This window comes from Algibacter sp. L3A6, from assembly GCF_009796825.1.
Classification (GTDB): Bacteria; Bacteroidota; Bacteroidia; order Flavobacteriales; family Flavobacteriaceae; genus Algibacter.
Genome location: NZ_CP047030.1, coordinates 3,024,573 through 3,036,549 on the forward strand (window position 1 = coordinate 3,024,573; position 11,977 = coordinate 3,036,549).

General features: G+C 33.1%; 9 protein-coding genes. 7 read left to right on the forward strand and 2 right to left on the reverse strand.

Features of this window, described 5'->3' with window-relative positions; translation table 11 throughout:
* Positions 1–37 precede the first annotated feature (37 nt).
* Both GQR98_RS12695 and GQR98_RS12700 read left to right on the forward strand, forming a co-directional pair.
* Complete coding sequence (locus GQR98_RS12695; protein WP_159019817.1) at positions 38–1,078, forward strand: PLP-dependent cysteine synthase family protein; 1,041 nt, start codon at positions 38–40, stop codon at positions 1,076–1,078.
* Between the two features lie 297 nt (positions 1,079–1,375).
* On the forward strand, positions 1,376–2,635 hold the full coding sequence (locus GQR98_RS12700) for an aminotransferase class I/II-fold pyridoxal phosphate-dependent enzyme (protein WP_159019818.1): 1,260 nt from the start codon (positions 1,376–1,378) through the stop codon (positions 2,633–2,635).
* 82 nt (positions 2,636–2,717) lie between these two features.
* Here GQR98_RS12700 and GQR98_RS12705 read toward each other — a convergent pair whose 3' ends face one another.
* Both GQR98_RS12705 and GQR98_RS12710 read right to left on the reverse strand, forming a co-directional pair.
* A complete protein-coding gene (locus GQR98_RS12705) occupies positions 2,718–3,836 on the reverse strand; it encodes a GNAT family N-acetyltransferase (protein WP_159019819.1) in 1,119 nt (372 codons plus the stop codon).
* A gap of 26 nt (positions 3,837–3,862) precedes the next feature.
* Positions 3,863–4,867, reverse strand: coding sequence for a transporter (locus GQR98_RS12710; protein WP_159019820.1), 1,005 nt, complete (start codon positions 4,865–4,867; stop codon positions 3,863–3,865).
* A 169-nt stretch (positions 4,868–5,036) separates the two neighbouring features.
* Here GQR98_RS12710 and GQR98_RS12715 point away from each other — a divergent pair, with 169 nt between their 5' ends.
* From GQR98_RS12715 to sbcD, 5 genes are all read left to right on the forward strand, one after another.
* Positions 5,037–5,288, forward strand: a complete 252-nt coding sequence (locus tag GQR98_RS12715; RefSeq protein ID WP_042499604.1) for a DUF4834 family protein — start codon at positions 5,037–5,039, stop codon at positions 5,286–5,288.
* Between the two features lie 114 nt (positions 5,289–5,402).
* Positions 5,403–7,823, forward strand: a complete 2,421-nt coding sequence (locus tag GQR98_RS12720; RefSeq protein ID WP_159019821.1) for a YfhO family protein — start codon at positions 5,403–5,405, stop codon at positions 7,821–7,823.
* A 33-nt stretch (positions 7,824–7,856) separates the two neighbouring features.
* A complete protein-coding gene (locus GQR98_RS12725; protein WP_159019822.1) occupies positions 7,857–9,146 on the forward strand; it encodes a glycosyltransferase in 1,290 nt (429 codons plus the stop codon).
* A 59-nt stretch (positions 9,147–9,205) separates the two neighbouring features.
* Positions 9,206–10,660 carry a polysaccharide biosynthesis C-terminal domain-containing protein gene (locus GQR98_RS12730; RefSeq protein ID WP_159019823.1) on the forward strand — a complete coding sequence of 485 codons (1,455 nt, stop codon included), beginning with the start codon at positions 9,206–9,208 and terminating at the stop codon, positions 10,658–10,660.
* Positions 10,661–10,772: 112 nt separating this feature from the next.
* On the forward strand, positions 10,773–11,975 hold the full coding sequence (gene sbcD / locus GQR98_RS12735; RefSeq protein WP_159019824.1) for an exonuclease subunit SbcD: 1,203 nt from the start codon (positions 10,773–10,775) through the stop codon (positions 11,973–11,975).
* The last annotated feature ends 2 nt before the right edge of the window (positions 11,976–11,977 follow it).

Consider the following 11,977-nt stretch of genomic DNA (forward strand, 5'->3'; position numbering starts at 1 on the left):
AGATTTGTTTAAATCGTGCAACTTGTAAATTGAATTTATGAAACACAGAAATCAAGTATTTGATAATGTATTAGAGTTAGTTGGCAATACTCCTTTAGTAAAGCTAAACAGAATTACCTCTAAGTTCGAGGGGGATTTTTACGCTAAAGTAGAATGTTTTAACCCAGGGCAATCATCAAAAGATAGAATTGCACTTTACATTATTGAAGAAGCTGAAAAGAAAGGTATTTTAAAACCAGGCGATACTATTGTAGAAACTACTTCTGGTAATACAGGTTTCAGTATTGCAATGGTAAGTATCATTAAAGGCTACGAGTGCGTGTTAGCAGTAAGTTCAAAATCTTCTCCAGATAAAATTGATATGTTGCGTACCATGGGAGCAAAGGTATATGTATGCCCAGCTCATGTTAGTGCAGACGATCCAAGATCGTACTATCAAGTTGCAAAACGTATTCACGAAGAATTAAAAGGTTCGGTTTACATCAATCAGTATTTCAATCAATTAAATATTGATGCACATTACAACTCTACAGGACCAGAAATTTGGAAACAAACAGAAGGAGAAATAACGCATTTAGTGGCGTGTAGCGGTACCGGAGGAACAATTTCGGGAACAGCAAAATATTTAAAAGAACAAAATCCAAATATTAAAGTAATAGGTGTTGATGCTTTTGGTTCGGTGATTAAAAAATACCACGAAACAAGAGAGTTCGACGAAAAAGAAATTTATCCATACCGTATAGAAGGTTTAGGTAAAAACTTAATTCCAGGTGCTACAGATTTTGATGTAATAGATCAATTTGTAAAAGTTACCGATGAGGAAAGTGCACATACCGCTAGAGAAATAGCTAGAACAGAAGGTATGTTTGTAGGTTATACTTCTGGAGCTGCAACCCAAGCTATTAAGCAATTAGGTGAACAAGGTGCGTTTAAAAAGGGAGATAAAATTGTTGTTATCTATCCAGATCATGGTTCTCGTTACATGAGTAAAGTTTACAGTGATAAATGGATGAGCGATCAAGGTTTCTTCGATTCGCAAAACGAAGCTGCTGCGGAAAGCATTCAATACATAAAATAAGAAAGCATAATATTACATTATACAGGTCCATATTTTACTAATTTGTGAAATATGGACTTTTTTTATGCACCAAAAAATCGATATAAAAGTTTTTTTTAACTTTATTGTCCATATTTCGCAAATGCATCGTAAAAAATTATGCTCAATCCATATAAATATTTAATTTTGCACGGACTGACTAAAACCAAAACATTCTTGATTCTTTCATAAACAGCTCGTTTTGTTTGTGTTCCTTAAAAGTTGTTTAATTTGGTTGTAGTTATATCTAAAGTTTAATAGCAATACCATTTATAATAGATGAAGGATTTATTTGAAAAGATTTATAAAGACAAAGGACCACTAGGAAAGTGGGCGTCTCAGGCTGAAGGTTATTTTGTATTCCCAAAATTGGAAGGCGAAATTTCTAATAGAATGAAGTTTCAAGGAAAAGACGTAATCACATGGAGTATTAATGACTACTTAGGTTTAGCCAATCATCCAGAAGTTCGTAAAGTAGATGCAGAAGCAGCTGCACAATATGGTTCTGCATACCCAATGGGAGCAAGAATGATGTCTGGTCATACAGATTTACACGAACAACTTCAAAATGAGTTAGCATCTTTCGTAAGTAAAGAAGCGGCTTATTTATTAAACTTTGGATACCAAGGTATGGTATCTACCATTGATGCTTTAGTTTCTAAAGATGATATTATTGTTTACGATGTAGATGCTCACGCTTGTATTATTGATGGTGTGCGTTTACACATGGGTAAGCGTTTTACTTATAAACATAATGACATTGAAAGTTTAGAGAAAAACTTGGAGCGTGCTACTAAAATGGCAGAGCAAACTGGAGGAGGAATTTTAGTGATTTCTGAAGGTGTTTTTGGAATGCGTGGAGAGCAAGGACGTTTAAAAGAAATAGTTGAGCTTAAAAAGAAATTTACTTTCAGATTATTTGTTGATGATGCACACGGTTTTGGAACTTTGGGAGCAACAGGAGCAGGAGCTGGAGAAGAGCAAGGCGTGCAAGATGATATTGATGTATATTTTGCAACTTTCGCTAAGTCTTTAGCCAGTACAGGAGCTTTTATAGCGGGTGATAAAGAAATAATTGATTATTTAAAATATAATTTACGTTCTCAAATGTTTGCAAAATCTTTGCAAATGCAATTAGTTGCTGGAGCTCTTAAGCGTTTAGATATGCTTAGAACTATGCCAGAACTTAAAGCTAAACTTTGGGAAAACGTAAACGCATTACAATCTGGATTAAAAGAGCGTGGTTTTGATATTGGTACAACGCAAAGTTGTGTAACACCGGTATACTTAAAAGGATCTATTCCTGAGGCTATGGCTTTAGTAAAAGATTTACGTGAAAATCATGGTATTTTCTGTTCTATAGTTGTGTATCCTGTAATTCCAAAAGGATTAATTTTATTAAGATTAATTCCTACAGCATCACATACGTTAGAAGATGTTTCTGAAACTTTAAATGCATTTGATGTTATTAGAGAGCGTTTAGAAAATGGAACTTACAAACGGTTATCTGCTTCTGTTATGGCGGCAATGGGCGAGTAATAGTTCAATAAAATATAGTATAAAAAAAACCGATTCAATTTTAATTGAATCGGATTTTTTAGTTTTAATAAGAAGCTAAACTTTATAGTAGTTTCTTGTACGTTTTTCTTCTTTTGTAAACTACAGGATCAAAATGTTTCCATATTTGATGTATAGCGTGGTTATCTTCTAGCTCTGGAGTTCTAAAGCACGTTTGGATACCTTTTTCTTTAAAAGTCTCGTAATATTCATTGAAAATCACAGCATGCACACCTTTGTTTTGGTAGTCTGGATGAATTCCTATTAAATAGAAAATAACATCTTTACTATTCTTTTTAGCATTCAAAATATGTCTGAAACCAAAAGGAAATAACTTACCATTCATCTTTTTTAAAGCAGTAGTAAATGCAGGCATTACAATAGCAAAACCAACTAATTCATCATTTTTATCTACAACAAATTTAATATATTCTGGATTTACAAAACTTATAAACTTCTTTTTAAAATAAGCTTTTTGAATATCGTTAATTGCCACAAATGATGATAATGAAGCATAGCTCGCATTAAATAAATCAAACATTTTGTCAACATAAGGCATCACTTCACTTGTTTTAGTGAATTTTAAGGCTTTTAGTTGGTAGCGTCTTTTTATAAGCTCTTGTGCTTTTTTAAAAAATTCAGGTTTTACATTTTCAAAAGGAAAACGACTTTCAGAATAAGATTTTTCAATCTCATAGCCGGCAGCTTCGTAATGTTTTACATAATAAGCGTGGTTGTACCAAGTTACCATGGGAGCAGTACTGTCAAAACCTTCCGTCATTACACCAACCTTATCTAAGTTAGAGAACCCAACAGGACCTTCAGTGTGTTCTAGATTTTTGCTTTTTCCTATTTCGGCAACCTTACCAAGTAATATTTTAGAAACTTCTAAATCGTCTATAAAATCGAACCAACCAAAACGCATTTTCTTAATATTTTGGTCTTCTATTTCTAGATTATTAGTAATCGCAGCTATTCGGCCAACAATAGCATTGTTCTTATAGGCTAAAAATAACTGAGCTTCGGCATCTTTGAAAACAGGGTTTTCGTTTTTGTTAAAAGTGTTCATCTCCTGACTAATAATAGGAGGTGTCCAGTATTCGCAGTCTTTATAAAGCGTGAAAGGGAATTTAACAAATGCCTTTAAATCTTTTTTATTTTTTACTTCTTTTAGTGTAATCATATACTTGTTATGATAAATTTATCAGATTAATCTTCAAAATCTATAGCGTCTCGTTTTGGTTTTTTTGTACTTTCTTTTGCGTCTTTTTTACTGCCTTTTTTCTTTTTCTTTCCTGAGCGTTTAGAAGCATCTTCAATGGTATTTCCATTGTCAATTTCTTTATCTTTATGGAAATCTAATCGGTAAGACATTCCGAAGTTTACGCTAAATACAGATGGCGTATCCTTTGTATTAAAAGTTAAAGCGGTGTCTAACTGAAAATCTTTACCCCATAAATAAGCGCCACCAAATCTAAACAAATTATCGGCGTAATAATCACTTTGAATACCTTGTGTTTCTCCGAAAACAACCCATTGTGGACTGAAAGAATGCGTTAAGGTTAATATATATGTAAAGTCAGATTGGTCTGTTCCTATGCGGTCTTTTATTAAATTCATTACAAGAACCCAACCTCCAGAAAAGTTGTTTTGTGTAGCAATCATTACTTTAGGGCTAACACCTTCTATAGCATCGGCAGTATATGGATTATCTGGTGTATCAAAATTTGCACCAGCATAAACTGCTATGGCAGGAATTAACGATTTCCATTTAAAAGTGTGGTTTGCTTTCCAACTATAAAGGTTCGGTTTATCGTCTTCTGCGTTTTTGTATGGATCGTAAACTAAATATTTAGCTCCAAGAGTTAAATATTTAAAATTAGAACGACGGTCTTTGTTATCTAAATTTGAAAAATACGATTTGTTGTCACTTTGGTAGTTTCCTTCAAAGTTTAATTCTAATTGTTCCCATAATAACCCGTAACGTACAGCAAAATCGGCACCAAAGCCTGAAACTTTGTAGCCTATGGCCGGCGTGCGTTCTTCTTCAATAATATAGGGTCCAACTTCAAATTGCGCTACATTGGTTCCTACAGAAAAGGCACTACGAGAAACACCAGGTCTGTTAGAGTTTATAACATCAGTATATTGGCAGAATGCTTGAGTTGAAAAAAATGTGAGTAGGAGAATTAAAATCGATTTGATAGCTTTCATAGTTGAAATTTTTAACGCATTGTGCACACGCGTAGATTTTATAATTTTAAGTACTAATGATTAAGGGTTTTCAAATATAGATATTTTATATATTTTTTATCATTTTTCAATGTTTTTTAAACGTATAGAATTGTATTTTTGTTGTTAGTTTTAATCAAAAGTTTCACTTATGGGTTTATTAAGAACCATATTTATAATTGTTTTAGTCTATTATTTATTTAAAGTGCTTTCTAGAATATTTGCACCGCTCTTAATGAAGTTTGCCGTAAAAAAAGCAGAAGAACGCTTTGGAGGTCAGTTTCAAAAACAACAACAAGAGCCTGTTAATAAAGAAGGAGAAGTGACTATTGATAAAATCCCGAATACCCGAACGTCTAATAAAGATGTTGGCGATTACGTAGATTACGAAGAAGTGGATTAAGGTTTTATCCTTTTTTTATTTCCGCGAAAGCGTAAAATTCTTAAAATTTAAGATAAACTTCGATGCTAAGAAAATAATAACTAATGTTCACATTCATTGTTTTAAACTACTTTCATGCAATTTTCAATTAAAAGTATACTGCCACACATCTTAGTTATTCTAGGATTTGTAATATTATCATTGGCTTATTTTAGCCCAGTTTTACAAGGAAAAGAAATTTATCAAAGCGATATTGTTCAGTTTATTGGCATGAGCAAGCAACAGAAGGATTTTAAAGTTGAAACTGGAGAGGAAACCTATTGGACTAATGGGGCTTTTGCAGGGATGCCAACTTACCAATTGGGAGCGAGATACCCGCATAATTACATTAAAAAAATTGATGCTGTACTGCGTTTTTTACCTCGTCCAGCCGATTATTTGTTTTTATATTTAATGAGTTTTTATGTATTGCTTTTAGTGTTAAATGTGGATTACAAGCTTGCAGCGTTAGGAGCTTTAGCCTTTGGGTTTTCAACTTATTTAATTATAATTTTAGGTGTTGGGCATAACAGTAAGGCACATGCTATTGCATACATGCCTTTGGTATTGAGCGGTATTATACTCACTTTTAGGCGAAAATACATAGCTGGGTTTTTACTCACTGTTTTGGCTATGGGGTTAGAAATTGTATCGAATCACTTCCAAATGACTTACTACTTAATGCTGTTGGTACTTATTTTGGGCATAGCTTATTTAGTGGATGCTTACAAGAAAGACGTATTACCTCATTTCTTTAAATCTGTTGGAATTTTATTCGCAGCTGTAGTTCTTGCTATTGCTCTGAATGCAACGAGCGTAATGGCTACGCAAGAGTATGTACAGGAAAGTACACGTGGTAAAACGGAACTAACCATTAATGCCGATGGATCTCCAAAAGAGGTTTCAAACGGATTAGATAAAGATTATATCACGCAATTTAGTTATGGATTTGCTGAAACGTTTAACTTGTTTATTCCTCGTTTTATGGGTGGAGGAAATGGAGAGAATGTTGGTAAAGATTCTGCTACATACGAAGCTTATAGAAAATTAGGAGCCACAACAACTCAGGCGGCAGAAGAAGCTAAGCGCGCTCCATTATACTGGGGAGACCAACCTATTGTAGAAGCTCCGGCTTATGTTGGTGCTGTAATTTTATTCTTGTTTGTATTTGCTTTATTTTTAGTAAAAGGCCGTTTAAAATGGTGGCTTGTTGGCGGAACAGTGTTTTCTTTATTATTATCTTACGGTAAAAACTTAGGGTTTTTAACTAACTTTTTTATCGATTATGTACCCATGTACAATAAGTTTAGGGCCGTAACATCAATACAAGTTTTATTGGAGTTATGTATACCAGTGTTGGGGATTTTTGGTTTGGTACGTTTGTTTAATACTTTTGTAAAAGAAGAAGAAAAGCTAAATGCTTTAAAATATACCACAATAATTACTGGTGGTTTAGCGCTTTTATTTTTAGTAATGAAATCGTCTTTATTCGATTTTGTTGGCGTTAACGATGGTTTATACCGTCAGAATTACGGACAAGATTTTGTAGATGCCATAAGAGAAGATAGAAAAAGTGTTTTTACAACAGATACCCTTAGAAGTTTAATTTTAGTACTGCTATCGGCAGGTTTAATTTGGTATTACTTAAAGGGTAAGCTAAAAGAAAACTTACTTGTTATTGGATTTGCTGTGCTGTTGTTGTTCGATTTAGTTGGTGTGGATAAGCGCTATGTTAATAGTGACGATTTTGTATCTTCTATTAAAATGAATAAACCGTTTGAAGCTACGGAGGTTGATAAAGCTATTTTGCAAGATAAGAGTTATTATCGCGTTTACGATTTAGTTTCAGGACGATCGAAACCATCATATTTTCATAATTCTTTAAATGGCTATAATGCGGCAGAATTAAAGCGCTATCGTGAGGTTTTCGATTTTTATATTTCTCAAAATAATATGAATGTGCTTAATATGTTTAATACCAAATATATTATTGCTCAAGGTGAAAAAGGAGAAACCTTTCCATACACCAATAGAGATGCTAATGGTGCGGCTTGGTTTATTAGCGAACTTAAAAAGGTAGATTCTGCTAACGAAGAAATTAAAGCTTTGGATAGTTTAGATAATAAGCATGTTGCTGTTTTTGCTAAAGGAAAAGATGCCATAATTCCAACGGAAACAAAAAAGTTTAATGTTGATTCTGTAGCAAGTATAAAAATTGTTGAGCATAAGCCAAATTATTTAAAATACGCTTCTAGCAACGCAAATAAAGGTTTTGCAGTGTTTTCTGAAGTGTATTACGGAAATGGCTGGAAAACGTTTATCGATGGTGAAGAGACCGAGCATATACGTGTTAATTATACGCTACGTGGTTTAGAAATCCCGGAAGGAAAACATGAAATTGTGTTTAAGTTTGATCCAGATGTAGTGAAAACAGGAAGCACAATTGCACTTGCTAGTTCAGTTTTATTCGGGCTTTTATTACTAGGCGGACTTTTCTACGGATTTCAAAAGAAATAGTTTTTTACTTCTACGCAGATCGAAATTTTTTTAATGAAGGCACTAAAAGTACTTATAATAAGTTATTACTGGCCACCTGCAGGAGGTCCAGGCGTGCAGCGTTGGTTAAAATTCGTAAAATATTTACCCGACTTTAATGTTGAACCTATTGTTTATATTCCCGAAAACCCTAACTATCCTTTAGTAGACGTGAGTTTAATTGCTGAAGTTTCAAAAGATGTTACCATTATAAAACAGCCTATAAGTGAACCTTATAAGTTGGCTGGCCTGTTTTCAAAGAAATCATCAAGTACTATTAGTAAAGGCATTATTCCCGAGCAGAAAACGCAAAGTTTTATTGAAAAAGCCATGCTTTATATTCGTGGAAATTTTTTTATTCCAGATGCGCGTAAAAGTTGGGTAAAACCATCGGTAGCTTATCTTTCAAATTATATAGAACAGGAAAATATTTCAACAATTATAACCACTGGGCCTCCGCATAGTTTGCATCTTATTGGTTTACAGCTTAAAGAAAAATTAGGTATAAAATGGATTGCAGATTTTAGAGACCCTTGGACTACTATTGGTTACCATAAGCAGTTGAAATTAACGGAAAAATCTAAACAAAAACATAAAGCTTTAGAAAAGCAGGTTTTAAATACTGCCGACGATATTGTTGTTACTAGTTCTGTAACAAAAACGGAATTTGAAGCCATTACCAATAAACCAATTGAGGTTATTACTAATGGCTATGATTATGAATCTGTAGAATCTAAACCGCTTGACGCTAAGTTTACAATAGCGCATATTGGTTCGTTATTATCAAAAAGAAATCCTATAATTTTATGGCAAGTACTTTCGGAACTTGTTCAGGAACATGAGGATTTTTCTAAAGATTTTCAATTAAATTTTGTGGGAGCCGTTAGCGAAACTGTTTTGCAATCTATAGAAACCGTAGGTCTTGCTAATCATGTTAATAACGCCGGGTATGTATCTCATAAAGAATCTATTGTCTATCAAAAAAGTTCACAGGTTCTATTGTTAGTCGAGATAGACTCCAAAGAAACTAAATGTATTATTCCAGGAAAACTGTTTGAATATATAGTTTCAAATCGGCCTATTTTGGCTTTGGGACCTCAAGGTTCCGATGTGGAAAATATTATAACAGAAACCAATACCGGAAACTACTTTTACTACACAGATTATAAATCGTTAAAATCGACTATCTTGGCGCATTATAAGAGCTATCAAAATAAAAATTTAGAAGTACATGCTATTGGTTTGCAAAAATATAGTAGAAAAAACTTGACTTCTAAATTAGCTTCGGTTCTAAAAAAGCTCTAATAATCTATCATTTTACGCGTTTACTTCGTAGTATAAATAATGAAATCTAATCAAAAATAATGGGCATAGTTGCTTCTCAATCTTTTAAAAATATAATCTCCACGTATTTGGGGTTTTTAATTGGGGCAATAAATACGCTGTTTCTTTACACTAAATTTTTAAGTGATGATTACTACGGTATGGTAGGCTATATGCTTTCTTTAGCTTATGTTATTATGCCGTTAATGGCTTTTGGAGCGCATAATACTTTAGTTAAATTTTATACAACATTCAAAACACGCGAATCACTAAATGGCTTTTTAACGCTCATGTTATTAATGCCAATTGCCGTTATTATTCCTATTGTTTTGCTTACGTATTTTGGTTATGGTTTTATAGGCGATTTATTATCAAATAAAAATCCTATAATTAAACAATACTTATGGCATACGGTGGTTATAGCGATTTCTTTGGCGTATTTCGAGCTTTTTTTTTCTTGGGCAAAAGTGCAAATGCAAACGGTTTTTGGTAACTTCATGAAAGAAGTTTTTCATCGGGTAGGTACTATGTTACTGTTGTTTGCCTTTCATTTTGAATATATAGATTTAGAGCAGTTTATGTCTGGTTTAGCCATTATTTATTTTGTTAGAATGCTAATTATGAAGATTTATGCTTTCACATTGAAATTCCCAAAGCTAACCTTTAAAAAGATTAATGACTTAAGCAGAATTTTAAAATACTCAGGACTCATAATTATTGCTGGAGCTATAGCCACATCGCTTTTAGATGTGGATAAAGTAATGCTTGGGCATTACATACAAATTAAAGAAATTGCGTATTACAATGTGGCTATATTTATCACGGCGGTTATTGCGGTGCCGCAACGTGCTATGCATCAATTACTCATGCCTATGACGGCTAAGTTTTTGAACGAACATGATTATGATGCTTTGGAAGATTTGTATAAGAAGAGCTCATTGAACTTGTTTATTGTTGGTGGTTTTATTTTTTTATTAATTGTTTTAAATATTAATCAGCTTTATTTAATCATTCCCGAAGAGTTTAATGTTGGTCTTTACGTGGTATTTATGATTAGTGTTGTTAAATTATACGATTCACTTTTAGGAAGTAACAATGCTATTCTTTTTAATAGTGATTATTACCGAATGGTACTTGTTTTAGGTGTTGTTCTAGTTATTGTTATGGTAGCTTTTAATATTTTATTTATTCCTATTCTTGGTATCAATGGTGCCGGTTTAGCTACGTTTTTAGCTGTATTTTTATACAATTCTATTAAGTTATATTTTGTTCATACAAAATTTAAAATCTCACCATTTTCGCCAAAAACCTTGCAGATAGGTTTGTTTATTGCAGGTTTTGCTGTTCTTTTTTACTTTTGGGACTTTCCATTTCATCCTATTTTAAACATTGCATTAAAGTCTATTATAATAGCGGCCCTCTACGGTTTTATTGTTTTCAAATTTAAATTTTCAGATGATATTTCTAAGTTACTTCAGAAGTATTTGAAGCTTTAATTCAAACTTGATTTTGAGGTTTTATTTGTCTAAATTCGTTGAATAAGATGGTTTAGACTGTCTACCTTATTTTTTTTTAGAGTTTTCCGAAAGATCACAAAACATACATCACTTGAAAATACTTCATACAGCCGATTGGCATTTAGGACATAGATTACACGAGCAATCTCAAGTAGCCGAACAAACTTTATTTTTAAGTTGGATTGAAACATATATCAGTACGGAGAAAATAGACGTTTTATTGATTTCAGGAGATGTATTTGATACGGGTTCGCCTTCCAATCAAAGTTTAGAAATGTATTATAGCTTTTTGGTGAAGTTGAAAGGTACAAGTTGCAAATCCATTATTATTACCGGAGGAAATCACGATTCTGCAGGAACTTTAAATGCACCAAAACACATTCTCGATGCTTTATCGATTAAAGTGGTTGGTAAAGCAACGGAAGAGATAGAAGATGAAGTTTTTGAAATTGACATCGAAGGTGAAAAAGTAGTTGTTGCTGCCGTTCCATACTTGCGTGATGGTGATATTAGAAGAGCTGTTGCCGGAGAATCTTTCGACGAACTTATTGATAAATATAAAACAGCATTAATTAATCATTATCAAGCAGCTGCCGAGCAATGTAAGCTAGTAAATACCACCGATGCTCCCGTTATTGCTATGGGGCATTTGTTTGCAACAGGAGGCTCTGTTTCAGATAGCGAACAAAATATTTATGTAGGAACATTGGGCCATATTGGTGCTGAAGATTTCCCTGAGTACTTCGATTATATTGCTTTAGGACATTTGCATCGACCTCAAATAATTGGAGAAAATTATAAAGTACGCTATTCAGGTTCACCAAATATTTTGAGTTTCAGTGAAATAACTTATGATAAAAACATTATTGTTTTAACCGTTGAAGACAATAAAATAAGCACCATCGACGATGTTGTTGTTCCGCGTTTTAGGGAGTTTTATAAGTTGGCAGGCACCATGGCAGAGTGTATAGATGTATTTCCTGAGATAGTTTCTAATGCATTTCAATTAACACCATGGGTAGAAATTGTGCTTAATGAGACACATACCATAAATACTGATGATTTAAAAAAAGCAGCAGAAAAGTATCCGTTTGAAATATTAAAAATGGCTTTAAAAACGCAGCGTAGGCAAAAAGGTATTGAGGAATTATTAGAAGAAACAAAATCGATAAAAGAGTTATTACCAGCTGAAGTTTTTAAATTGAAATGTAAAGAAATTGGTTTTGATTTAGAGAGCCGGCCAGAGGTGGAAGATGCTTTTAATGAAATTTTACAATCTGTTAAAAATCAGTAAGC

Bases quoted from the DNA above. Each gene is read 5' to 3' on its own strand.
- GQR98_RS12715 (WP_042499604.1), top strand. From the start codon at position 5,037: ATGGGTTTATTAAGAACCATATTTATAATTGTTTTAGTCTATTATTTA.
- GQR98_RS12700 (WP_159019818.1), top strand. From the start codon at position 1,376: ATGAAGGATTTATTTGAAAAGATTTATAAAGACAAAGGACCACTAGGA.
- GQR98_RS12710 (WP_159019820.1), bottom strand. From the start codon at position 4,867: ATGAAAGCTATCAAATCGATTTTAATTCTCCTACTCACATTTTTTTCA.
- GQR98_RS12705 (WP_159019819.1), bottom strand. From the start codon at position 3,836: ATGATTACACTAAAAGAAGTAAAAAATAAAAAAGATTTAAAGGCATTT.
- GQR98_RS12730 (WP_159019823.1), top strand. From the start codon at position 9,206: ATGGGCATAGTTGCTTCTCAATCTTTTAAAAATATAATCTCCACGTAT.
- GQR98_RS12720 (WP_159019821.1), top strand. From the start codon at position 5,403: ATGCAATTTTCAATTAAAAGTATACTGCCACACATCTTAGTTATTCTA.
- GQR98_RS12695 (WP_159019817.1), top strand. From the start codon at position 38: ATGAAACACAGAAATCAAGTATTTGATAATGTATTAGAGTTAGTTGGC.
- GQR98_RS12725 (WP_159019822.1), top strand. From the start codon at position 7,857: ATGAAGGCACTAAAAGTACTTATAATAAGTTATTACTGGCCACCTGCA.